At 71.1% G+C, this 24007-nt stretch carries 21 protein-coding genes; 10 read left to right on the top strand and 11 right to left on the bottom strand.

Annotated elements, in window-relative coordinates; translation table 11 throughout:
* Positions 1–167 precede the first annotated feature (167 nt).
* The 3 genes from QNA09_RS18330 (at position 168) to QNA09_RS18320 (ending at position 5858) form a co-directional block, all read left to right on the top strand.
* Complete coding sequence (locus QNA09_RS18330) at positions 168–2462, top strand: IniB N-terminal domain-containing protein (RefSeq protein WP_040270600.1); 2295 nt, start codon at positions 168–170, stop codon at positions 2460–2462.
* A gap of 121 nt (positions 2463–2583) precedes the next feature.
* Entirely contained in the window at positions 2584–4410 is a 1827-nt protein-coding gene (locus QNA09_RS18325; protein WP_040270602.1) for a dynamin family protein, read from the top strand.
* Positions 4407–5858 (top strand): dynamin family protein, encoded by a 1452-nt coding sequence (locus QNA09_RS18320; RefSeq protein ID WP_040270605.1) that lies wholly within the window; start codon positions 4407–4409, stop codon positions 5856–5858. Before QNA09_RS18325 ends, QNA09_RS18320 begins: the two co-directional genes overlap by 4 nt.
* Before the next feature lie 73 nt (positions 5859–5931).
* Here QNA09_RS18320 and QNA09_RS18315 read toward each other — a convergent pair whose 3' ends face one another.
* Entirely contained in the window at positions 5932–6840 is a 909-nt protein-coding gene (locus tag QNA09_RS18315) for a type IV toxin-antitoxin system AbiEi family antitoxin domain-containing protein (RefSeq protein ID WP_040270606.1), read from the bottom strand.
* 168 nt (positions 6841–7008) lie between these two features.
* The gene (locus QNA09_RS18310; RefSeq protein WP_040270607.1) at positions 7009–7506 is read right to left on the bottom strand and encodes a hypothetical protein; all 498 of its coding nucleotides are present in this window, start codon (positions 7504–7506) and stop codon (positions 7009–7011) included.
* Positions 7507–7745: 239 nt separating this feature from the next.
* Between QNA09_RS18310 and dnaK the strand changes: the two genes are divergently transcribed.
* Genes dnaK through QNA09_RS18290 form a run of 4 tightly spaced genes read left to right on the top strand, consistent with a single transcriptional unit; the run spans position 7746 to position 11853 of the window.
* Complete coding sequence (gene dnaK, locus QNA09_RS18305) at positions 7746–9590, top strand: molecular chaperone DnaK (protein ID WP_010593257.1); 1845 nt, start codon at positions 7746–7748, stop codon at positions 9588–9590.
* A complete protein-coding gene (gene grpE, locus QNA09_RS18300) occupies positions 9587–10231 on the top strand; it encodes a nucleotide exchange factor GrpE (RefSeq protein WP_010593256.1) in 645 nt (214 codons plus the stop codon). The genes dnaK and grpE overlap by 4 nt, the downstream gene beginning before the upstream one ends.
* A 33-nt stretch (positions 10232–10264) precedes the next feature.
* Positions 10265–11446, top strand: a complete 1182-nt coding sequence (gene dnaJ, locus QNA09_RS18295; protein WP_040270612.1) for a molecular chaperone DnaJ — start codon at positions 10265–10267, stop codon at positions 11444–11446.
* A complete protein-coding gene (locus QNA09_RS18290; RefSeq protein WP_010593254.1) occupies positions 11446–11853 on the top strand; it encodes a heat shock protein transcriptional repressor HspR in 408 nt (135 codons plus the stop codon). Before dnaJ ends, QNA09_RS18290 begins: the two co-directional genes overlap by 1 nt.
* 122 nt (positions 11854–11975) lie before the next feature.
* On the opposite strand, the gene QNA09_RS18285 is transcribed toward QNA09_RS18290, so the two are convergent.
* From QNA09_RS18285 to QNA09_RS18270, 4 genes are all read right to left on the bottom strand, one after another.
* Entirely contained in the window at positions 11976–12965 is a 990-nt protein-coding gene (locus tag QNA09_RS18285; protein ID WP_040270615.1) for an LLM class flavin-dependent oxidoreductase, read from the bottom strand.
* A 104-nt stretch (positions 12966–13069) separates the two neighbouring features.
* Positions 13070–13609, bottom strand: a complete 540-nt coding sequence (locus QNA09_RS18280; protein WP_010593249.1) for a flavin reductase family protein — start codon at positions 13607–13609, stop codon at positions 13070–13072.
* Between the two features lie 124 nt (positions 13610–13733).
* Positions 13734–13982 (bottom strand): hypothetical protein, encoded by a 249-nt coding sequence (locus QNA09_RS18275; RefSeq protein ID WP_040270616.1) that lies wholly within the window; start codon positions 13980–13982, stop codon positions 13734–13736.
* A gap of 11 nt (positions 13983–13993) precedes the next feature.
* Complete coding sequence (locus QNA09_RS18270) at positions 13994–14377, bottom strand: nuclear transport factor 2 family protein (protein WP_017680755.1); 384 nt, start codon at positions 14375–14377, stop codon at positions 13994–13996.
* 265 nt (positions 14378–14642) lie between these two features.
* Here QNA09_RS18270 and QNA09_RS18265 point away from each other — a divergent pair, with 265 nt between their 5' ends.
* On the top strand, positions 14643–15287 hold the full coding sequence (locus tag QNA09_RS18265) for a PadR family transcriptional regulator (protein WP_248957577.1): 645 nt from the start codon (positions 14643–14645) through the stop codon (positions 15285–15287).
* A gap of 37 nt (positions 15288–15324) precedes the next feature.
* Here QNA09_RS18265 and QNA09_RS18260 read toward each other — a convergent pair whose 3' ends face one another.
* The 4 genes from QNA09_RS18260 to QNA09_RS18245 form a co-directional block, all read right to left on the bottom strand.
* A complete protein-coding gene (locus QNA09_RS18260) occupies positions 15325–16050 on the bottom strand; it encodes an IclR family transcriptional regulator (RefSeq protein WP_010593245.1) in 726 nt (241 codons plus the stop codon).
* 180 nt (positions 16051–16230) lie between these two features.
* Positions 16231–17139 carry a biphenyl-2,3-diol 1,2-dioxygenase gene (bphC, locus tag QNA09_RS18255; protein ID WP_040270619.1) on the bottom strand — a complete coding sequence of 303 codons (909 nt, stop codon included), beginning with the start codon at positions 17137–17139 and terminating at the stop codon, positions 16231–16233.
* 27 nt (positions 17140–17166) lie between these two features.
* On the bottom strand, positions 17167–18348 hold the full coding sequence (locus tag QNA09_RS18250; protein ID WP_040270623.1) for a hydroxylase: 1182 nt from the start codon (positions 18346–18348) through the stop codon (positions 17167–17169).
* A gap of 29 nt (positions 18349–18377) precedes the next feature.
* On the bottom strand, positions 18378–19544 hold the full coding sequence (locus tag QNA09_RS18245; RefSeq protein WP_017680752.1) for a Rieske 2Fe-2S domain-containing protein: 1167 nt from the start codon (positions 19542–19544) through the stop codon (positions 18378–18380).
* Positions 19545–19788: 244 nt separating this feature from the next.
* Here QNA09_RS18245 and QNA09_RS18240 point away from each other — a divergent pair, with 244 nt between their 5' ends.
* The gene (locus tag QNA09_RS18240) at positions 19789–21483 is read left to right on the top strand and encodes a 3-ketosteroid-delta-1-dehydrogenase (RefSeq protein ID WP_040270625.1); all 1695 of its coding nucleotides are present in this window, start codon (positions 19789–19791) and stop codon (positions 21481–21483) included.
* A gap of 1 nt (position 21484) precedes the next feature.
* On the opposite strand, the gene QNA09_RS18235 is transcribed toward QNA09_RS18240, so the two are convergent.
* Complete coding sequence (locus tag QNA09_RS18235; protein WP_017680750.1) at positions 21485–22267, bottom strand: FAD-binding oxidoreductase; 783 nt, start codon at positions 22265–22267, stop codon at positions 21485–21487.
* A gap of 174 nt (positions 22268–22441) precedes the next feature.
* Between QNA09_RS18235 and QNA09_RS18230 the strand changes: the two genes are divergently transcribed.
* Entirely contained in the window at positions 22442–23995 is a 1554-nt protein-coding gene (locus tag QNA09_RS18230) for an AMP-binding protein (RefSeq protein ID WP_248957336.1), read from the top strand.
* Positions 23996–24007: the final 12 nt, after the last annotated feature.

Here is a 24007-nt window from a genome sequence, read left to right as displayed (position 1 = left end):
CCGATACGAGACCTTCGACCCTGGTGCGGGGGCGATCCCCCTGTCCGCCCCGATCCCCTAATGCGCACCCCCGTACGGGCCCCGGACCGAGGGGGGTCTCGGCCCCCTTGGGCGGGGGACCGGCCGTTCGTAGCGTGAATCGCAGAACACCGACCCCAGGAGATGCGATGTCCACCAACGCTGTGCTCGACTTCATCCTCAGCCTGCTGCGCGACGACGAGGCCCTCGCCCGCTACTGCGCGAACCCCGACGCCGCCCTGGCCCAGGCCGGGCTGGCCGACGTGTGCCACGCCGACATCGTCGCCGTCGCGCCCCTCGTCGCCGACAGCGGACTGTTCGCGGGCACGGCCGCCGAGCTGACCGCGGCGCTCGGCGGGGCGGCGGGCGCGGCCGGCGCCATCGGAGCCGGTGCGGCCGGTGCCATCGGGGCCGGTGCGGCCGGTGGTCTCGCCGGGGGTCTGGCCGGCGGTGCGGGTCTCGGTCTCGCCGGCGGTGCGGGGCTCGGCCTCGCGGGTGCCGTCGGCAGTGGCCTCGGCGGCGGCCTCGGTATCGACACCGACTTCGCGGCCGAGCTGGCCGCCGGCCTCACCGGCACACTGGGCGCGGCCCTGGAACTCGGCGGTGATCTCGGTGCCGCCCTCGGCGCGGCGTTCGGCGCGGCCCTCGGCGCGGGCGGTGCCCTCGGCGGCATCGGTTCCGGTGCCGTGAACCTGGCGGGCGACCTGGACCTGGGCGCGGTGCTCTCCGGGGCACTCGCCGGCGGTCTCGGACTCGATGCCGCAACCGGAGTCGTCGCGGACCTGGGCGTAGCGCTCGATGCGGCGCTCGGCGCCACGGCCGGGACGGCGCTCGACCTGTCCGGTGCACTCGAGGCCGCCTTCGGGGTCGGTGGCGAGCTCGGTGGCCAGCTCGGCGGTGCGCTGGGCGGGCTGCTCGACACGGCACTCGCCGCGGGCGGCGACTTCTCCGCCGCCGTCGAGGCGGCCCTCGCCGGAGGCGCGGACCTCGCGACGGCCGTCGGCGCGACCCTCGGCGGCACGCTCGGGCTGGGCACCGAACTCACCGCGCAGCTCGGCGGCGCCCTCGACTCCGTCCTCGAACTCGGAACCGGCCTCGCCGGCGGTCTGGACCTCGACGGCGGTCTCGACGCCGTCACCGGCATGACCGCCGGACTCGGTGCCTCCCTGTCGGCTCTGCTCGAGGCCGGCGGCTCCGTCGCCGGTGATCTCGGCGGCACGCTCGGCGCCGTGCTCGAGGCCGGCGCCGACGGGGGGCTCGTCGGGGGCATCGACCTCGGCGCCCTCCTCGGCGGCGACGCCGCCGGCGACCTGGACCTCGGCACCGCGGTCGGCGGGTTGCTCGGCGGCGCGCTCGGCCTCGAGAACTCCGCCACCCTCGAACTCGGCAACGCCCTCGACGTCGCGCTCGACCTGTCCGCATCCGTCGAATCGAGCGCCGACGGCACCCTGTCCGCGGTGCTCGCCTCCGCGTTCTCCGTCGGTGGGGAGGCCGGCGCGAACCTCGGTTCCGCGCTCGGTGGCGCGCTCGAGGCGGGCATCGGTGGCGTGCTCGAGGCGGGCCTCGGTGGCACCGTCGACTCCACCGTGGACCTCGGCTCGCAGCTGGCCACCACCATCGGCGGTGGGCTCGGCGTCGACGCCGACCTGACCGGCCAGCTCGGCTACGCCCTCGACGGTGCGCTCGACCTCGGCGGGCAGCTCGCCGGCGGCGGCGAAGCGGCAGGTGATCTCACCGGTGGTCTGACGGGTGGGCTCGACGGTGCGGCGGATCTGGGTGCGGGCCTCGGTGGGGGTCTGGCCGGTGGTCTCGGCGGTGCGGTGGATCTGGGTGGGGGTCTGGCCGGTGGTCTCGGCGGGGCGGCCGATCTGGGTAGCGAGCTGGCCGGTGGTCTGGCCGGTGGTCTCGGCGGTGCGGTGGATCTGGGTGCGGGTCTCGGTGGGGGTCTGGCCGGTGGTCTCGGCGGTGCGGTGGATCTGGGTGCGGGTCTCGGTGGGGGTCTGACCGGTGGTCTCGGCGGAGCGCCCGACCTGGGCGGCGAGCTGGCCGGTGGCCTGGCCGGTGCGACCGACCTGGGCGGCAGCCTCGGCGCCGGCCTCGACGGCGCCGCGGGCGGCGCGTCGCAGGTCGGGGGCGCCGTCACCGGCGGTGTCGAGGGCGCCGTCACCGGCGGTGTCGAGGGAGCCACCGACGCCGGCGGCTCGCTCGGTGCCGGCCTCGGCGGTACGGCCGAGAGCACCGCGCAGCTCGGCGGCCAGCTCTCGGGCGCGGCCGACGGCGCGGCCGGTGCCTGGTCGTCCATCGACGCCGGCGACGTCTTCGGCAGCGCCGGCGGCACCGGCGGCCTGTTCGGTTCCGCCGAAACCGGCGCCGACCTGCACGGCGGGATCGACGCCGGTGCCGGCGCGGACACCGACCCGGACTTCGACACCTTCCTCGGCTGACCTACTCTGCACGAACCCCGACGCCGGCCCCGCGTGCACCACGCGGGGCCGGCGTTCTTTGCAGAGGACATAATCTCGGTGCAGCCCGCACTCCGACAGAAGGCGAGTCGAAGCGATCACCATGCACACGTCCTCCGCAGATGCCGCCGCTCGCCGCGCGGCCCTCGTCGAACTGATCGACGCGGCCGCCGAACATATCCGCGCCGCCGAGCGCGGAGACCTCGCCACGAGGCTCGAGGCGGCGCGCACCCGCGTCGTCGACCCGCGCCTGCGGGTCGTCGTCGTCGGCCAGCTCAAACAGGGCAAGAGCCAGTTCGTGAACTCGCTCCTCAACCTCGAGGTGTGCTCGGTCGGCGACGACGAGACCACCGCCGTCCCCACCGTCGTGCAGAACGCGGACCGCACCTTCGCCGAACTCGTGCTCGCCGAGCCCGGCCGCGACCCCGTCCGGGTGGACCTGCCCGTCGACGAGCTGCAGCGCGTCACGCCCGCCACGCCACGCGCGGGCGGGCGCGAGGTGCTCCGCCTCGAGGTGAACGTGCCGAGCCCACTGCTGGCCGACGGCCTCGTCCTCGTCGACACACCCGGCGTCGGCGGGCACGGAAACCCGCACGCCGCAGCAACATTGGGCCTGCTTCCGGCCGCAGACGCCGTGTTCGTCGTCTCCGACGCCAGCCAGGAGTTCACCGAGCCGGAACTGAGCTTCCTGCGGCAGGTGCTGCAGCTGTGCCCCGCCGCGGCGGTGCTGATCACCAAGACGGACCTGTACCCGCACTGGCGCGAGATCGTCGCCGCGGACCGTGGGCACCTGCAGCGCGCGGGCCTCGACGTGCCCCTGCTGCCCGTCTCGTCGCTGCTGCGCAGTCACGCCCTGCGCCTCGACGACGCGTCGCTGCACGAGGAGTCGGGCTTCGAATCGGTCTACGGGTTCCTCCGCGAGCGGGTCGTCGCGCGCGGCGCCGACGTCGCCAGGCGTTCCGTCGCGCTGGATGTGAAGTCGGTCGTCGAGCACGTCGCCCTGAGCCTGGGCAGCGAGCTGGCGGCGCTGCGCGATCCCGAGACCGGTGCGGCGGCCGTCGCGGAGCTGCAGCGGGCCAAGGCCGCCGCGGAGGCGCTGCGCACGCGGGCCGCCCAGTGGCAGCAGACCCTGGCCGACGGGATCGCGGACCTCGCCGCCGACATCGACCACGACCTGCGGGACCGGCTGCGCCGCGTCACCCGCGAGGCCGAAGCCACTGTCGACGAATGCGACCCGGGCGAGGAATGGCCGCGGATCGGGGAATGGCTCGGTGAGCAGGTCGCCGAATCCGTCGGCGACAACTTCGTGTGGGCCCACGAGCGTTCGGTGTGGCTCGCCGAGGTCGTCGCCGGGCACTTCGCCGACAGCGGTGCCGTGGACCTGCCGGACCTGCACCTCGGCGACCTCGAGGGGCTGCTAGAGCCCGTCTCCCGGCTCTCGGACCTCGAATCGGGCCGCATCGGTGTCGGCCAGAAGATGCTCGTGGGAATGAAGGGCTCCTACGGCGGCGTGCTCATGTTCGGGCTGATCACCACCCTCATGGGTATGGCCCTGGTCAACCCGATCTCCGTCGGGGCGGGAGTTGTGCTCGGCACCAAGGCCTATCGCGACGACAAGCAGGCGCGCATCGCCAAGCGCCGCGCCGACGCCAAGGTCGCCGTCCGCAAGTTCACCGACGACGTCGGCTTCCAGGTGGGCAAGGAGTCGAAGGACCGGCTCCGGCTGATCCAGCGCCAGCTGCGCGACCACTTCACCGAGCTGGCCGAGCAGACGTTGCGGTCGCTGTCCGAGTCGCTGCGCGCCGCGCAGGAGGCCGCGACGGTCGAGGAAGCGCAGCGGCAGCGCCGCGTCGCCGAACTCGAGACGCACGTGCGTGCGCTGACCGCGCTGCGCGAACGGGCCGCACAGCTGGCCGGGGCCGACGCGTGAGTGTCGAGCAGGCCCGCGAGCTCGTCGCGGCCGCGCGTGCCCGGTACGGCAGCGACCCGCGCGCTGCCGAGCAGCTCGCGCTGTGCGCGGCGCGGCTCGAACAGCCGCTGCGCGTCGCGCTCGCCGGATCCCTCAAGGCCGGCAAGTCGACGCTGCTCAACGCCCTCGTCGGGCAGGACATCGCCCCCACCGATGCCACCGAGTGCACGCGCGTCGTCACGTGGTACCGCAGCGGCTCGACCCCCTCGGTCACCGCCCACTACGACGGCGACCGGATCCTGCCGGTGCCGGTGCAGCGCCGCGACGGCCGACTCACCTTCGATCTCGGAGAGCTGACCGCGGACCGGGTGGACCGGATCGACGTCGAATGGCCGGCCAGTGCGCTGTCCCAGACCACGATCATCGACACGCCGGGCACGTCGTCGCTCTCCCAGGACGTCTCGGCCCGGACGTTCGAACTGCTGACCCCCGACGACGACGCCTCCGGCGCCGACGCCGTCGTCTACCTGATGCGCACCCTCGGGGCCGCCGATGTGCAGTTCCTCGGCCGGATCGGCCAGCACGTGGGCGGCGAATCCGGGCCGCTCGGCGTGATCGGTGTGGTCTCCCGCGCCGACGAGGTCGGCGCGGGCCGCATGGACGCGATGATGTCGGCGAAGGAGGTTGCGGCCCGGTTCGCGGGTGAGCTCGAGCGCACCGGACTGTGCCAGGCCGTCGTGCCGGTCGCGGGGCTGCTCGCGCTGGGCGCGCGGACGTTGCGGCAGAGCGAGTTCGCCGCGTTCGAGGCGCTCGCGCAGGTGCCGTCGCAGGACCTTCAGGTGGCGATGCTGTCGGCGGATCGGTTCGCCCGCCCCGACATCGCGCTGCCCGTCGATCCGGGCACCCGGGCGCACCTCGTCGACCGGTTCGGCCTGTTCGGGATCCGCATGGCCGTCACGCTGATCGGTCTCGGGGTGCGGGACTCGCCGACGCTGGCCGCGGAGCTGGTGGCGCGCAGCGGGCTCGACGAGCTGCGCCAGGTGATCGACGTGCAGTTCGGCCAGCGCGCCGATCAGCTCAAGGCCCATTCGGCGCTGATGTCGCTCGAACGGGTCCTGCGCGCCCACCACGACGGCCCCCTGCTCGCCTCCGTGCAGCGGCTGCTCGCCGACGTCCACGGTTTCACCGAGCTGCGCCTGCTCGGCCGCCTGCGCTCGACCCGGGTCACCCTGAGCGAGGACGACGTGCTCGAACTGCAGCGCCTGATCGGCGGTTTCGGTATCGGACCGGCCCAGCGCCTGGGTCTCGCGCCGGATGCGACCGTCGCCGAGATCCACGCCGCGGGCGTCGCCGCCGTCCGCACCTGGCGCGCCCGGGCCGAGCACCCCCTGCTCGACCGGTTCACCGCGAACGCGTGCAGCGTGGCGGCCCGCAGCGGCGAGGGCATCCTCGCCGACGTCGCGGGCTGATGCGCGCGTCGGTGCCTCATGCGCGCGTAAGAACAAGCGCAAGAGGCACTTTCGCGCGCAAGGCTTGGGGGCTTCAGCGTCGCGCCCGCTGTGCCGCCTGTTCGAACCGCGCCTGCACGACATGGAAACGGAACAGATCCGGCCACGTCCACCGGATCACCTCCAGACCGAGCTGCCGGATGGCGTCCTCCCTCAGCTTCTCCCGGCGGACGATCTCGGCGGTCGCACCGGGCTCGTCGGCACCGTACTTCCCCATGCCGTCGAACTCGCCGGCGATTCCCTCCCAGTAGAAGTCGGTGCGCGCGACGAACCGGCCGTCGCCGGTCCGCAGCTCGTGCTGCAACTGCGGCCGGGGCATTCCGGCGTCGCGCACCCGCAGCCTGCTCAGCGATTCACCGGGACTTTCGCTGCGTCCGTCCAGGAAGGGCACCACCCGCCGTGCGGAGGCGATTCCGGCCTTCGTCCCCGCAGCTGCCAGGGCGACGGACAGCGCGCCGGGGTCGACGCGACGCAACCGCAGTGCCGAATCGCCGATCACCGTGGCGTGGTCCGTGGGCAGGGTGCGGGCCAGATCGACGACGGTGCGGGCGGCGGAGGTGACCGGTAGTCCGTCGCACGTGGCGATCTCGTCGGCCCCGTACCCGCCGACGTGGACGTGCAGGTGGGGGGTCCGGCGACCGCCCGACGTGCGCCCGCGGGTGACGTGCACGCGGGAGAGATCCACGTTCCACAGGTCGAAGCCGTGGAGGACGGCGGCCGAGACGTGGCTGAAGACCGCGTCGGCGTCCAGCGCGGGGGCCAGGGCCTGCACGCGCAGCCGGTGCCGGTCGACGTCGTCGAGGCCGTCGGTCTCGTGCCGCCGAAGATAGATGCCGGGAGCGATCCTGCGCAGGCGTCCCGTGCGCAGCGCGTTGCGTAGTTCGGTGGGTGTGTGTCCGGACGCGAGCAGGTCCGCACGTCGTAGTGGAGTCGGGTCGTTCATGCCGACCAGAGTGGGGTGGACATCCGTCGGTCGCGCGCGCTCGGCGGCGTGCGGGCCGGATCTGTGGATGAAGCCGCCGGTTGTGGACAACTCCTTGCGCGCGTCGCTGCCTCATGCGCGGGTGAGAACGCGCGCATGAGGAACTTTCGCGCGCGACGAGCAGTGGGGTCAGCGACGCCAGGTCGCGACCGCGCCGACGACGGTGAGCCCGGCCCACAGCAGGGGAGCCCACAGCAGGACGCCGGCGGTGGCGTCGCCGGCGTCGGCGAGGACGCTGCGGGCGGCGACGGCCGTGACGACGGTGGCGACGGAGACGACGGCGAGTGCGGGGCCGGCCCAGGGTCGGCCGCGGCGCAGGAGCTCGAGGAAGACGGCGGCGACCGCGACGAGGAGCAGGCCGGCGGCGGCGAAGCCGGCGAGGGTGAGGGCGACGGTGTCGGCGATGCTCGCGGCGGTGGTGCCGGGGTTGGCGCTCCGCAGCGACTGCTCGAGGGCGTCCCGGACGGATTCACGGTCGAGGTAGACGGCGCCGAGGAGTCCGGCGAAGACGACGAACGACAGGCCCCAGGCCGAGACTGTGGCGCCGACGCGGGGGCCGGGGGTGTCGGCGGTGCGGAGCGGGGTGACCGAGAACTCGGGGCGAGGCGGCTGCGGGCGTGTGCTCACTCCGGGATCGTAGCCTTCGGCATTTCGTGTGATCCGAGTCACGAAGGGAACAACCCGCGGTGGTGTGCCGTTGGAGAAGGCAGACAACTTGAGTGACAGCGACTCAACTTTGACTTGACTGGGGCTTCCGGACGGGTGCAAGCTTGAGTCGACTGCGCTCAGCTGAGTCGGATCGGCTCAGGTTGTGCATGAACACCCATGTGGCACGGATGTGTCGCAGCGAAGAATGGAGAAGCACTATGGCTCGTGCGGTCGGTATCGACCTCGGAACCACCAACTCCGTCGTTTCCGTGCTGGAGGGCGGCGAGCCCGTAGTGGTCGCCAACTCCGAGGGATCGCGCACCACCCCATCGGTCGTCGCGTTCGCCAAGAACGGCGAGGTGCTGGTCGGCCAGCCCGCCAAGAACCAGGCGGTCACGAACGTCGATCGCACCATCCGCTCGGTCAAGCGCCACATCGGCACCGACTGGACCGTGGAGATCGACGGCAAGAAGTACACCTCCCAGGAGATCAGCGCGCGCACGCTCATGAAGCTCAAGCGCGACGCCGAGGCCTACCTCGGTGAGGAGATCACCGACGCCGTCATCACCGTCCCCGCCTACTTCGAGGACGCGCAGCGGCAGGCCACCAAGGAAGCCGGGCAGATCGCCGGCCTGAACGTCCTGCGCATCGTCAACGAGCCCACGGCCGCTGCCCTCGCCTACGGCCTGGACAAGGGTGAGAAGGAACAGACCATCCTGGTCTTCGACCTCGGCGGCGGCACCTTCGACGTGTCCCTGCTCGAGATCGGCGACGGCGTCGTCGAGGTCCGCGCGACCTCCGGCGACAACCACCTCGGCGGTGACGACTGGGATCAGCGCGTCGTCGACTGGCTGGTCGAGAAGTTCAAGGCGCAGCACGGCGTCGACCTGACCAAGGACAAGATGGCCCTGCAGCGTCTGCGTGAGGCCGCGGAGAAGGCGAAGATCGAGCTGTCGAGCTCGCAGTCGACGTCCATCAACCTCCCGTACATCACGGTCGACGCGGACAAGAACCCGCTGTTCCTCGACGAGCAGCTCTCGCGCAGCGAGTTCCAGAAGATCACCTCCGATCTCCTCGACCGCACCCGCGCGCCGTTCCAGCAGGTCATCAAGGACGCCGGCATCTCCGTCAAGGACATCGACCACGTCGTCCTGGTCGGCGGCTCGACCCGTATGCCTGCCGTCACCGACCTGGTGCGTGAGCTGACCGGTGGCCGTGAGCCCAACAAGGGCGTGAACCCGGACGAGGTCGTCGCCGTCGGCGCCGCCCTGCAGGCCGGCGTCCTCAAGGGCGAGGTCAAGGACGTGCTGCTGCTCGACGTCACCCCGCTGTCCCTCGGCATCGAGACCAAGGGCGGCGTGATGACCAAGCTCATCGAGCGCAACACCACCATCCCGACCAAGCGGTCGGAGACCTTCACCACGGCCGACGACAACCAGCCGTCGGTGCAGATCCAGGTCTTCCAGGGTGAGCGCGAGATCGCGGCGCACAACAAGCTGCTCGGCTCGTTCGAACTCGGTGGCATCGCCCCGGCTCCGCGCGGCGTCCCGCAGATCGAGGTGACCTTCGACATCGACGCCAACGGCATCGTGCACGTCACCGCGAAGGACAAGGGCACCGGCAAGGAGAACACGATCAAGATCCAGGAGGGCTCCGGCCTCTCCAAGGAGGAGATCGACCGGATGATCAAGGACGCCGAGGCGCACGCCGAGGAGGACCGCAAGCGTCGCGAGGAGGCCGAGGTCCGCAACCAGGCCGAGTCGCTCGTGCACCAGACCGAGAAGTTCCTCCAGGAGAACGAGGACAAGGTCGCTGCCGACGCCAAGGGCAAGGTCGAGTCCGCGATCAAGGAGACCAAGGACGCGCTCGCCGGCACGGACATCGCCGCGGTGAAGACCGCCGTCGAGAAGCTCGCGACGGAGTCGCAGGCCCTCGGTCAGTCCCTGTACGAGTCGCAGGCCGCCGACGCGGGTGCTGCCGCCGGTGACGGCGCGGCTGCGGGCTCGGACGACGTCGTCGACGCCGAGGTCGTCGACGAGCCGACCGACTCGGAGAAGAAGTGACGGCGGGGCAGCCCGAGCAGGAGCCGGTGACCGTCACCGACAAGCGTCGGATCGACCCCGACACCTTCGAGGTTCGCGACCCGGACGCCGGGTCGCAGCCTGTGGAGGAGACGGACACCGAAGCTCCGGCTGCGGGAGAACACGAGGAGGCCGCGCTCGCGGCCGAGCCGTCGCCCGAATCGGCTCAGCTGGCCGAGCGCACCGCGGATCTGCAGCGCCTCACCGCCGAGTACGCCAACTACCGGCGTCGGGTGGAGCGCGAGCGGGTGGTCACGACCGAGGCGGCCAAGGCCTCGGTGGTCACCCAGCTGCTCGACGTCGTGGACGACCTCGACCGGGCCCGCGCGCACGGCGACCTCGAGCAGGGGCCGCTGAAGTCGGTGGCGGACAAGCTGACCGGCGTCCTGTCGGGCCTGGGGCTCCAGCCCTTCGGTGACCCGGGCGACGCCTTCGACCCGGAGATCCACGAGGCCGTGCACATGGAGGGCGACGGCGCCAACCCGGTGCTCGACACGGTGCTGCGCAAGGGATACAGGCTCGGTGAGCGGATCCTGCGGCACGCGATGGTGACCGTGACGGACACGGTCCCGTCGGGCGACGCACCGGCCGAAAAGCCGGATTCCGGTGCGGACGACGAGTAAGTACAGAGAAGCAGCGAGAGGAGGAGACACCCGGTGAGCCAGAGGGAGTGGATCGAGAAGGACTTCTACAAGGAGCTGGGTGTCTCCTCCGACGCGACGGCCGACGACATCAAGAAGGCCTACCGCAAGCTGGCACGGGACCTGCATCCCGACGCCAACCCCGGGGACACCAAGACGGAGGAGCGCTTCAAGGCGGTCAGCGAGGCGTACGCCGTGCTGTCCGATCCGGCCCGGCGCAAGGAGTACGACGAGACTCGGCAGATGTTCGCCTCCGGCGGCTTCGGCGGCGGATTCCGTCCCGGTGCCGGTAGCGGCGGGTTCTCCGGCGGAACCACCACCTTCGATCTCGGCGACCTGTTCGGTGGCGGGGGTGGCGGCGCCGGCGACGCCGGTCTCGGCGATCTGTTCGGCGGTCTGTTCAACCGCTCCGGTGGCGGGGGCGCGCGTACCACGTCGCGGCCCCGGCGCGGATCGGACGTGGACGCCGAGACGACGCTGGACTTCCGCGACGCAGCGCTCGGGGTGACCGTCCCGCTGCGGCTGACCAACCCGGCGCCGTGCACCACCTGCCACGGCAGCGGTGCCCGTCCCGGCACGAGCCCGCGGGTGTGCCCGCGCTGCAACGGAAGTGGCATCGTCTCGCGCAACCAGGGCGCGTTCGGATTCTCCGAACCGTGCGACGACTGTCGCGGCACCGGTTCGATCATCGACGAGCCCTGCACCGACTGCCGCGGGTCCGGTATCCAGAACCGCACCCGCACCATCACGGTCCGGATCCCACCCGGGGTCCGCGACGGCCAGCGCATCCGGCTGCCCGGTCAGGGCGAGGCCGGCCTGCGCGGCGCCCCGTCCGGCGACCTGTTCGTCACCGTGCACGTCCGTGCCGACAAGGTGTTCGGCCGCGACGGCGACGACCTGACGCTGGTCCTGCCGGTCAGCTACGGCGAACTGGTGCTCGGCACCACCGTCTCGGTTCCCACCCTGGAGGGACGGGTCGGCCTGAAGATCCCGGCCGGCACCGCCGACGGGCGGGTGCTGCGGGTGCGCGGGCGCGGCGTCCCCAAGCGCGGGGGCGGCGCCGGTGATCTGCTGGTGACGGTCAAGGTGGCCGTGCCCCAGAATCTTGACGATCAGGCGATCGAAGCGCTGCGGGCGTACATGCACGCGGAGCAGGCGAACGGCTTCGATCCACGGGCGGGCTGGGCAGGTGCATGATGAGCGAGAACCGCAACCGGAACGATTCCCCGATGGACCCAGACGCCCGGGTCTACGTGATCTCGGTGGCGGCGGAACTTGCCGGCATGCACGCGCAGACACTGCGCAACTACGACCGGCTCGGCCTGGTCACCCCGCACCGCACCCGCGGTGGTGGACGCCGCTACTCGCCCCGCGACGTGGCGCTGCTGCGTGAGGTGCAGCGCCTGTCGCAGGACGAGGGCGTGAACCTCGCGGGCATCAAGCGGATCATCGAGCTGACCAACCAGGTCGAGGCCCTGCAGCAGCGGGTGTCCGAGATGGCAACCGAGATCGCGCAGCTGCACGCGTCGCGCCGGGCGCTGGTGCCGATACCACGCAGCAACGCGCTGGTGGTCTGGAAGCCGAAGCACCAGCGCGACCGGTAGACGCGCGGCCCCCTGCGCCTCGGTCACCCAATACCGTTGTGGCCGAATGTCACATCGCGCGTGGCCGAATGTCACATCGCGTCGATTCGATCGACGCGATGTGACATTCGGCCATTCGGCCTTCAGGCCGGGACGAGCCCGCTGACCTGGGCCAGCAGTTCGAGCGAGCGCAGCCATGCCTTGCGACCCGGCGCCGACGACACGACGATCAGCTCGTCGGCCTGTGCGCGCTCGGTGAAGCGGTCGAGATAGTCGCGCACCTCGCCCGGGGTACCGACGGCGGTGTAGCGCAGCATCTGCAGCACCTGCTGCCCGGCGGGGGCGTCGAGCAGCATCTCGACCTCCTCGTCGGTGAACGTGCGGCCCCGGCCGAGCATCTGCCGGATGCGCTGCCGCTTGGTGGCCTCGAACAGGGCGTCCGCCTCGTCCGTGGTGTCCGCGGCGATCACGCCGACGCCCGCGACGACGTACGGCTCGGACAGCTGCTCGGACGGCTGGAACTCGCGCCGGTACAGCGCGACGGCGTCCTCGAGCGCCTGCGGCGCGAAGTGCGACGCGAACGCGTACGGAAGACCGAGCAGCGCGGCGAGTTTCGCCCCGAACAGCGACGAGCCGAGGATGTACAGCGGCACGTCCGTGCCCTTGCCGGGGACGGCGTCGACACCCGGGATGCGGGACTGCCCGCGCAGGTAGGCCTGCAGCTCGAGCACGTCCTGCGGGAAGCTGTCGGCCGACGACGGGTCGCGGCGCAGTGCCCGCAGCGTGTTCTGGTCGCTGCCGGGGGCGCGGCCGAGGCCGAGGTCGATGCGGCCCGGGTGCAGCGTCTCGAGGGTGCCGAACTGCTCGGCGATGGTCAGCGGCGAATGGTTGGGCAGCATGATGCCCCCGGCGCCGAGCCGGATCGTGGAGGTGTGCGCGGCGACGTGCGCGATCAGCACGCTGGTGGCCGACGACGCGATGGTCGGCATGTTGTGGTGTTCGGCGTACCAGATGCGGCGGTAGCCCCACTGCTCGGCGCGCTGAGCCATGTCCACGCTCGCGGCGAAGCTGTCGCGCGCGGTTTCGTCACGGCCGATGTGAGCCAGGTCGAGAATCGATAGTGGTGTGGTCACCGGGATCCTTCGCGTGTCCGGGGCCCGGTGTCGGGATCCGGGCACACGATCGGTCCAACCATCCCGGACGGTCCGCTATTCCGTGACGTGCGCCTCGTCGCCGTTCACCGCAGCGGGTTCACGTCGGTGGCGGTCTCCTCGTCGAGGATCGTCTCGGTCGTGTACCGCCCGAAGCCGCCGCGGTAGAACAGCAGCGGGCCGTCGTCGTGCAGCGCGGTGAGCCCGGTGACGCGGGCGACGACGATGGTGTGGTCCCCGGCGTCGTGCTCGGCCTCGACCACCGCTTCGATGCGGGCCAGGGCGCCGGTGAGCGCGGGTGCGCCGTTGTCCCCGCGCGTCCAGTCCACGCCGGTGAACTTGTCGCCGCCGCTGACGGCGAACGCCATGCACGTATCGCGCTGGTCGTGGGCCAGGACGTTGATCGCGAGGGTGCCGATCTCCCGGATCCTCGGCCAGGTCTGCGACGTGCGGGCGGGGCAGAACGACACGAGCGGTGGATCCAGCGACACCGACGCGAACGACTGGCACGCGAATCCCAGCGGTTCACGGCCGTCGTGGCCGGTCACGACGGTGACGCCGGTGCAGAAGTTGCCCAGCACGTCGCGCATGGTCCGGGGATCGAGCACCGTGTGTTCCGCGGCCATCGAGGCTCCTCTCGGGTAGGTCTGTGTCCAGTGTCCGTCATGCCGTGCGCGCGGTGACAAGTGCTCCCGTTCGGCGGGAGCGCGAGAGCGGTGACCCCCGGGCGATCGGGTTCGGAGGACGCGGTCAGTCGAGCCGACCGGGCGTGGGGCGGCTGCGAGCGGTGATCGGCAGTTCGCCGCGGTCGGCGAGGTCGTCGACGGTCTCGCGCAGATCGGCGCAGCTGTGGAGGGCGGGACGACCGTGCTCGGCGTCGGCGCGGAAGCGCGCGCACGACCGGGCGGCGTCGGTGAGCCACTGGATGCTCGTGTGGACGGGACTGTACTTCTCGGCGAGCACGCGGTTACCGCAGGTGCGGCAGGTGACGGGGTGCACGACGGACCTCCTCAGTTCTGTCGCATGTCGGCCGGCGCCCAGAAGGCCCGCATGCTCGTGATGAGGCCGTTCTCGTCGAACGTCATGACATCGATGGGTTCGATCTCGTAGCGCTGCCCGTCGGTTTCCGTGACCACCCGGAAGTGGAAGGCGGCGCCGGCGTCGGTGATGCGGAGCGTCAGCAGCTCCGTTTCGTTCCGCGTGTTCTCCACCGCGCGGTAGAACGCCCGGATGGCCTCGTGGCCCACCTTCGGTTCGCTGCCGGCGGGATCCTCGACGGTGGCGTCGGGCGCGTAGAGGGCGGTGATCTCGTCGGCGGTGCCGTTCGCGACGGCGGAGAGGTAGGCCGTGACGGTGGCGCGGATGCGGTCCGTTCGGGTGGCGAGGTCGGTCATCGTGGACGCTCCTGTGGGTTCTCGCTGCTTCTCTTCCGGACGCTATCGGCGCGGCCGCCGCAGTGGGGGCTCGTGTCCCGCGGAGCGGGAGATCGGCGCAGCCCGCGGAGCGGGAGATCGGCGCAGCCCGCGGAGCGGGAGATCGGCGCAGCCCGCGGAGCGGGAGATCGGCGCAGGTGGTCGCGGGTCGTGGGGTTGTTAGGCTCGCGGGGTGTCCGATTCCGCTCCTGCCGCGTATCCCGGTCTACCCGCGACGAGTTGGGCGGTGCTGGGGGTTCTGGCGCTGGGGGAGGAGGTGACGGGCAACGACGTGAAGAAGTGGGCGGATTGGAGCCTGAGCTTCTTCTACTGGAGTCCGTCGGTCAGCCAGGTGTACGGGGAGCTGAAGAAGCTCGAGAAGCTGGGCTTCGTGCGGTCGCGATCGATCTCCGAGCCGGGGGCCCGCAGCCGGCGCGTCTACTCGATCACGCCGACCGGGGTGGGGGCGGTCCGGGCATGGTCGCGGGAGGCCCCGGTCGAGGCCCCGGTGCTCAAGCACGGGGTGATGTTGCGCATGTACCTGGGTCACCTCAACGAACCCGAGAAGTTGAAGTCGATCGTGCGGGATCACATCGCCAACCTCGAGGAGAACCTCGGGCGCGTCCGGGACTACGCGGACCATTCGGACGTGGAACCGAGCTGGGCGTTCCCGTTGCTGAGCCTGCGCTGGTCCGAGCGGTACTTTCGTGCGGAGATCGGTCTGTTCGAGGAGCTGCTCGACGAGATCGACGAAGCGGCAGCGCGATTCGCGCGCAGCGACATCGACGAGAACGGTGTTCCCCATCCGCGGCGGCGGGGTGGCTGGCGCACAGTGGAACAGATGCTGAGCGCCCACGACGAGGACGACGACGGATCGGGACCCGCCGGATAGGGGTCGGGCGCCGAAAGGGATCAGGCGCCGATGGCGGTCACGCAGAGCGCAGCCGGGGGCTTCGGGACGTGGCGGGGAAGCGCTGCCGGTCGTATCCGCGCCAGGTCGCGGTCGCTGCCAAGCGGACGCGCCCACTGAGCCGGTGATCGAACGGCATGTGCTGCAACGGCCCGCACACGGAGACCGCTGCGGGAGCCGCGCCGACCGGACCGACGGGCACGGCGATGCACCCCAGCCCCGGCACGGCCTGTCCGCGTTCGTAGGCCACCCCTGTCTCCCGGATGCGTTCGAACTCGGTGCCCTGGGCCCCGGCGTAGGCGAGCAGCGCCTTGCCCAGGGCGGCATGCGGTGCCGGCCGGCGCCCACCGATGCGGGTCGGGACGGCGCTGTCCAGACGTCCCCCGAGCTTGTCGAGGTAGACGACGTCGGTGCCGTCGAGGACTGCGAGGTGGACGACGAGTCCGGTGGCTCGGTGCAGCTCGTGCAGGTGGGGACGCGCGGCGGCGCACAGGCCGTCCTGGTGCACGGCGAGGGAACCGAGTTCCATCAGCCGCAGCCCGAGTGCGTACTCGCGGCCGTCGCGTCGCAACCATCGCAGGTCGACCAGGCGCTCGAGGATGCGGTGCGCCGACGAGCGGGGGAGGCCGGTGCGACGGACGATCTGGGCGAGCGTCAGCCGCCCGGTCTCGTCGAAGGCGTCGAGGACGAGGCCCACACGGTCGATGACAGCACTGGGGGTGGCGGGGGCGGCGGGAGTCGGCACGGGAGCTCCTCACTCATTTGCGGCTGATGAGCTGGCTATTTCGATTCGAAATAGTGTCACATCGCGGCCTCGTTGTGAAGTGCGTCACCGATCCGGGCGTGGCGGGGCCCCGCACGGTCACCGTGCGGGGCCCCGCGGTCGACGTCCCGGGGGTGACGGATCACCCGGCCGTCGCGGCGATCAGGACATCACCCCGAGCGGTTCGCTTCCGGACCAGTCGTGACCCCAGTAGCTGTCGGCGGTGATCTCCTCCGCGGTGTAGTACCGCTCGTCGACCGCCGTCCCGTCGGTGCCGTACTCGATGTCCCAGCCGCCGGGGGCACGGACGTAGAAGGACACCATCTTGTCGTTGGTGTGCCGTCCCAGCGTCGACGAGACGGAATACCCCTCCCGCGTCACCCGGTCGAGAGCCCGGCCGACGGCGTCGAGGGTGTCGACCTCCACCATGATGTGGATCAGGCCGGGGTCCTTGCCGGCGGGGACGGGCATGAGTGCAAGGCTGTGGTGCCGCTGGTTCACCCCGAGGAACCGGATGCGCATCGGACCGGCCTCGGGAGGAGCCGGCAGGCGGAAGGCGCCGCGGGGCAGGAACCCGAGCACCTCGGTGTAGAACCCGAACGTGGCGTCCGGATCGGTGACCGGAAGTACGACGTGCCCGAGACCCTGTGCGCCCGTGACGAACCGAGCACCGTGCGGCGTGACCACCGGACTGTGGTCGAGGGCGGGGCCGTGGAACACCTCGACGGAGGTGCCGGAGGGGTCCTGGAAGGCGATCACCTCCTCGACGCGCCGGGCGTCCGCCTCGTCGACCGAGAGGGCTTTCACGGCGACGCCGGCGGCCTCCACGGCGCGCCGCACCCGCGTCAGGGCCGCGTGATCGCGCACCTCCCATGCCACGTCGACCACCCGGTCGCTGTCTCCCGGCACGACCACGAGACGGCCCGGGCGCTCGTCCATGCGCAGGTACAGGGCGTCGGGTTCCGGTCCCGACCCCTCGGCGAACCCGAGGACGTCGAACGCGAAGGTCCGCCACCGGTCCATGTCGTTCGTCTGAATCCTGATGTAGCCCAAACCCTTGATGTCGGACACTGTGTCTCCCAGTTCGAGTCGAATCGGTCAGATCATCGCCCGCAGGGGGCCCTGCGGTTCGGCGCCGAGGCGGCTGAGGGTCGCGGCGTGCAGCACCGTGCCCGGCTGGTGGATCGCGTGGTGCAGGCCGGCGTGGGCGTCGCGCCAGAACCGCTGCAGGGGCTTGTCCATCCGCAGCGCGTTCCCGCCGCAGCGCGGGTAGATGCGGTCGATCGCATTCACCGCCCGCCACGCCGCCTGGACCTGGGTCTGCCGGCTCGCGGCGCGCTGCTCGAACGTCGGGGTCCGCCCCGAGTCGACGAGATCCCAGATCCGGTCGACGTTCGACAGCAGCGAGTCGCGCGCGGCCCGCAGATCGGCGACCGCCTCACCGAACACGTACATCGTGTAGGGGTCGTCCTTGACGGCGGTGCCCTGCGCGTTGATCCGGTCGGCCTGGTAGACGTCCGCGTGCAGCACCAGTCCCTCGCAGATCCCGATCGTGGCGGCGGTGATGCCCAGCGGGAAGGCTGTCGACCAGGGCAGCTTGTAGAGAGTCTCGGTGCGGCCGTAGCGGGCCACCGCGCTGCCGTCGATCAGGTCGTCGTAGTACATGACGCGGTACTCGGGGACGAACGCGTCCTCGACCACCACGTCCTTCGACCCGGTACCCCGCAGGCCCACCACATCCCACGAGTCCTCGACGATCCGGTAGTCGGTCCGCGGGATGATGACGTGCGCCATCTTCGGGGGCTGGGCCACCGAACCGTCCGGGTTCCCGACGAACGCGCCGAGGAAGGCCCAGTCGCAATGGTCTGTGCCGGAGGAGAACTGCCAGCTACCCGAGAACCGGAAGCCGCCGTCGACGGGGGTGACGATGCCACCCGGCATGTAGGGCGACGCCATCCAGGTGTCCGGATCCTCTCCCCAGATCTCCTGCTGCACGCGAGGATCCGCGTAGGCGAGCTGCCACGGATGCACTCCCACGATGCCGTGCACCCAGCCCGCGGAGGGGTTCAGCGCGGCCGTGCGCATGACGGTCTCCGCGAATTCCCTCGGGTGCGACTCGAAGCCGCCGAACTCCCGGGGCTGGAACATGCGGATCGAGCCGGCCTCCTTCATCTTCTCGGCGGTCTCGTCCGCGAGGCGGCCGAGCCGCTCGGCTTCCACACCTTCGGCGAACAGATCGTCCGCCATCGCGTCGATGTGCTTGAGGACTTCGTAACTCATGGTGTCTCCTCGACTCTGACGGCGGACGCTCAGGCGACCGGCTCGGGGGCGGATTCCGCACGGGCCGCGAGATTCTCGGCGATCTGCTGCTCCCACCGCGCGGCCGGCTTCGTGGTGTCGATCGCGAACTCGTAGCGGTTGGTCATGTCCGGGGTGATGTCGGCGACGTCGACATAGAACTGCTGGTACCAGCGGCGCAGCTGGTAGACCGGGCCGTCCTCGTCGCACAGCAGCGGGTTGTCGATCTTGGCCTTGTTCTTCCAGATCTCGATGTCCTGCTCGAACGTCTTCTCGGTGCCCCCGCCGAAGTGGGCGGCCATCGCATTCGCCTCCTCGGCGGACATGCCCGGCAGGCGCTTGACGATCACGCCGTACTGCAGCACGAACGAGGTGGGCGTGACGGGGTAGTGGCAGTTGACGAGGACCGTCTCGATGGTGGCCTCGCCGGTCTCCGTCCACAGCTTGTCGATCATGTAGGAGGGGCCGTGGTACGACGCCTCGGAGCGCGAGAAGTTGTCCGCACCGAAGTCGATGTCCAACTCGACGTCGGTGCGCTGGTTGAACGACATGATCTGTGTGGCGACGTGACCGTCGAAGATGTTCTCGAACGACCGCGGGACGCTGTAGTGGACGTAGAAGAAGTGCGCCATGTCCACGACGTTGTCGACGATCTCGCGGCAGTGCGAGCCCTCGATGAGCACCGAGTTCCACGTCCAGTCGGACCACTCGTCGGTGCCGGCGCCCTCGATCGCGGGGATGGTGACGTCCGCCGGCGGCGGATTGCCTTCGGGGTCGTGCCAGACGAACAGTTGCTGGTTGCGTTCCAGGGTGGTCCACGACCGCGTCCGCGCGAGCGGGGGGACGCGGCGCGCATACGGAATGCCGGTGCACCTGCCGTTGCCGCCCCAGCGCCAGTCGTGGAACGGGCACGCCACCGAGTCGCCCTTGATCTCGCCCTGCGCGAGATTGCCGCCCATGTGCCGGCAGTAGGCGTCGAGGACCTGCAGTTCGCCTGTGCTGTCGGCGAAGACGACGAGGCTGGTGCCGAACGCGTCGACCTGGTGGGGCTTGCCGTCCCGGTAGGTGCGGGCCAGTCCGAGGCAGTGCCAGCCGCGTGCGAAGCGGGTCGGTGCCGCGTCGGCTTCGATGGTGCGGACTTCATCGTGGGGTGTGGTGGGGGGTGCGCTCTGCGTCATCGTGTCCTCCGAAGCGGGTGAGTGCTGCGCCCGAAACAGGCATCGAGGTCATGCTGGGCGGCGGCGTGAGCGGCACAGAAGGGGTTCTCCCGCTGGGCGGACCGTTCGTCCGGGGGCGTCCCGGTGGGCGGGACACCTCCCGGTGGGCGGTGCCGACGTGACCTAGCCTCGCTCCGAGGTCCGCACCGCCGTCCGGCGTCGACGACCTTTCGTCCCAGCGGCAACGACGTGAAGGAGCAGATCGATGGCGACCAATCCCGTACCGGTGAGCCCCACCCACGACACCACCGTGGACCTGCTCGTGATCGGGTCGGGCACCGGCATGGCCGCCGCGCTCACCGCGCACGAGCTGGGGTTGTCCACCCTGATCGTGGAGAAGACGGAGTACGTCGGCGGCTCCACGGCGCGCTCCGGCGGGGCCTTCTGGGTGCCGGCGAATCCCGTGCTGCGCAAGGCCGGCTCCGGTGACACGCTCGACCGGGCCGGCACCTACATCCGGTCCGTGGTCGGTGAGTCCGCACCGGCGGAGCGGGGTGCGGCCTTCCTCGATCATGGCTCCGCCACCGTCGAGATGCTGCAGCGCACCACCCCCATGCGGTTGTTCTGGGCCAAGGGCTATTCCGACTACCATCCGGAGCTGCCCGGCGGGTCCGCCGTCGGCCGCACGTGCGAGTGCCGGCCCTTCGACGTGTCCGTCCTCGGACTCGAACGCGAGCGGTTGCGGCCGGGACTGATGAAGGCCGGCCTGCCGATGCCGGTGACCGGCGCCGACTACAAGTGGATGAACCTCATGGCGCGGAAGCCGTCGAAGGCGTTCCCGCGCATCTTCCGTCGCCTCGCGCAGGGTGTCGCCGGGCTCGCCCTCAAGCGGGAGTACGTCGCCGGGGGCCAGGCGCTCGCGGCCGGCCTTTTCGCCGGCGTGGTCCGGGCCGGGATCCCGGTGTGGACCGAGACCACGCTCGTGCGGCTGCTCACCGAGGGGGATCGGGTCACCGGTGCCGTCGTCGCGTGCGACGGGCAGGAGGTGACCGTGACCGCGCGGCGCGGTGTCGTCCTCGCGGCGGGCGGCTTCGACCACGACATGGCGCTGCGGCACAAGTACCAGTCCGAGCGGCTCGGCGAGCACGAGAGCCTCGGCGCCGAGGGCAACACGGGCGACGGCATCCGCGCCGCGCTCGACGTGGGTGCCGCGACCGACCTGATGGACCAGGCGTGGTGGTTCCCCGCCGTCGCCGCCATGAAGGGGCGCCCGCCGATGGTGATGCTCGCCGAGCGGGCACTGCCCGGGTCCTTCATCGTCGACCACACCGGCCGCCGGTTCGTCAACGAGGCGACCGACTACATGTCGTTCGGCCAGCTCGTGCTCGACCGGGAACGCGCCGGCGACCCGGTCGAATCGATGTGGATCGTGTTCGATCAGCGCTACCGCAACAGCTACATCTTCGGCGGCGGGCTGTTCCCGCGGCAGCCCGTCCCGGAGGCGTGGATCCGGGCGGGCATCGCGCACCGGGCGGACGATCCGGCGGCGCTGGCCCGCGCGGCCGGCCTGCCGGAGGGGGCGTTCACCGAGACCTTCCGCCGGTTCAACGATGCCGCGGCCGCCGGCACGGACGCCGACTTCCGCCGCGGTGCGAGCGCCTACGACCGGTACTACGGTGACCCCACCGTCGAGCCCAATCCCAACCTGCGCCCGCTGACGGACGGACCCTTCTACGCGGTGAAGATGACGCTGAGCGACCTCGGCACGTGCGGCGGCGTGAAGGCCGACGAGCGGGCACGGGTGCTGCGTGAGGACGGCAGCGTCGTCGACGGCCTGTACGCGATCGGCAACACCGCCGCCAACGCCTTCGGCAACACGTACCCGGGTGCGGGCGCGACGATCGGTCAGGGACTGGTGTACGGCTACATCGCCGCACAGGACGCCGCGAAGTCCCGCTGAGTCAGTACGGGTCGAACCGGATGTTCCCGGCCGGCGTCCCGGTCCCGGTGAGCTCGTGCAGGGTCGCGCGGACCATCGCCGCCGACCCGCACACGAGCACCTGGTGGTCGCCGAACGCCCCGTAGGAGGTGACCACCTCGTCGAGGCTGCCCTCGAGCAGGTCGTCGGGGTGGAACCCGGCGTCGCCGACGTGGGCGACGATGCGTTCGTACCACTCGTCGCCGAACTCCGGGTCCTCGACCGACTCGACGACCGGCACCACCGTCAGCCACGGCAGCGCCTCGGCGAGCAGGATCAGCATGTCGGCGGCGTACAGGTCGCGCGGGGAGCGGCCGCCGACGAACAGGAAGGTCTGCGGCGGGTCCGGCCGGCGCGCGACGTCGAGGATCAGCGCGCGCAGCGGCGCCAGGCCGGTGCCGCCGGCCACCATGATCACGATGCGGCCGGAGTCGTCGACGTGCAGGGTGCCGCCCTGCGGCGCGCCGATCGTCCACACGTCGCCGGGGCGGGTGCCGGCGACGATCGTGCCGCTGACCCAGCCGCCCGGCACGGTGCGGACGTGGAATTCGAGCTTGCCGTCGAGCGACGGCGGCAGCGCGGGGGAGAGGCGGCGCGGCAACCGCGGGTGCTGCGGCACCGTCACGTCGACGTACTGCCCGGGGGCGAACGGCACCATCGTGTCGGCTTCGAGACGCACCACGGCGACGTCGTGGCGCAGGCGGTGGTGTTCGACGACGGTCGCCGTGGTGTCGCGGGCGTGCAGGGACTGTCCGGCCGGCTGCATGGTGTGACTCCCGGGGCTCGAGCGTGAAGGGTGGCCCCACTCTAGGGGAGTCCGGCGCCGATCCCCGGAATGAAACATGTTCCAATTTTGCCGTCGATGTGGTTATGGTGGCGGCGGGTGATCCCTGCCACGTCGCGCCGTCACCACGCCGCCCCATCGACCGGAAGGACGACCATGACCGACGAGTACGCCGACCTGCATCGCCCCGTGTTCACCGCGGACCTGCTCATCACCGCCCTCGAACGCAGCGCGGACAAGCCGGCCCTGTACCTCGGCGACGTGGTGCTCACCGGCGGGGAGATGCGTGACGAGATCAGCCGGTTCGGCCAGGCGCTCGCGTCGGTGGGGGTCGGGCAGGGCTCGTCGGTGGCGATGCTGTCGAAGAACCGTCCCGAGGTGCTCATCTCGATGGGTGCGACGATGGTCGCCGGGTGCCGCAACAGCGCGCTCAACCCCATGGGCTCGCTGCCGGACCACCTGTACATCGTCGGCGACGCCGCGATCGAGACGCTGATCTTCGATCCGAACCACTTCGAGGAACGCGCCGCCGAACTGCAGGCGCAGGTGCCGACGCTGAAGAACGTCTTCTCCCTCGGCCCCTCGCAGGTCGGCACCGACATCCTCGCGCTCGCGGCACAGTTCACGCCGCAGCGGCTCGTCGCCGCGCCTGTGGCGGCGGAGGACACCTCGTCCGTCGTCTACACCGGTGGCACCACCGGAAAACCCAAGGGCGTCATGGGGTCGTTCCGCTCGGGCGCGACCCTCACCCAGATCCAGATGGCCGAGTGGGAATGGCCCCACGAGCCGCGCTTCCTGATCTGCACGCCCCTTTCGCACGCCGGGGCCGCGTTCTTCGTCCCCACGCTGCTGCGCGGCGGATCCCTCTACGTGCTGCCGTATTTCGAACCCGGTCTGGTGCTCGAGACGATCGAGAAGCACCGCATCAACGCCACGATGCTCGTGCCGACCATGATCTACCTGCTGCTCGACCACCCCGACTTCGACACCCGCGACCTGTCGAGCCTCGAGACGCTGTTCTACGGTGCGTCGGCGATGTCGCCGGCGCGGCTGCGCGAGGGCATCGAGCGGCTCGGCCCGGTGTTCTTCCAGTTCTACGGGCAGAGCGAATGCGGCATGACGATCTCCGTGCTGCGCAAAGAGGATCACCTCGCCGACGACCCCGAGCGCCTGGCCACGTGCGGCCGGCCTGTGCCGTGGCTCGACGTGCGGCTGCTCGACGACGACCTGAACGAGGTGCCCCGCGGCGAACTCGGCGAGATCTGCGTGCGCGGACCGCTCGTGATGAAGGGATACCTGAACAAGCCCGACGAGACGGCCGAGGCACTGCGCGGCGGCTGGCTGCACACCGGTGACGTCGCGCGGGCCGACAAGAACGGCTTCCTGACGATCGTCGACCGCAAGAAGGACATGATCGTCACGGGCGGCTTCAACGTCTTTCCCCGCGAGATCGAGGACGTCCTCTCGTCGCACCCGGCCGTCGCGTCCGTCGCGGTCGTCGGCGTGCCCGACGCCAAGTGGGGCGAGGCCGTCAAGGCGTGCGTCGTGCTGCGGGAGAACCAGTCCGTTCCGGCGGAGGAACTGATCGAGAAGGTCCGTGCTGCAAAGGGTTCGGTCCACGCTCCCAAGTCGGTGGACTTCCTCGACACGCTGCCGCTCACCCCGCTGGGCAAGCTGGACAAGAAGACCCTGCGCGCCTCCTACCGGTAGGCGGCTTCGCCG

It is taken from the genome of Rhodococcus sp. AH-ZY2 (assembly GCF_030916465.1).
GTDB lineage: Bacteria > Actinomycetota > Actinomycetes > Mycobacteriales > Mycobacteriaceae > Rhodococcus > Rhodococcus ruber.
The sequence above is the reverse complement of the archived record's forward strand: the minus strand, read 5'-3'. Positions and strand labels throughout refer to the sequence as shown.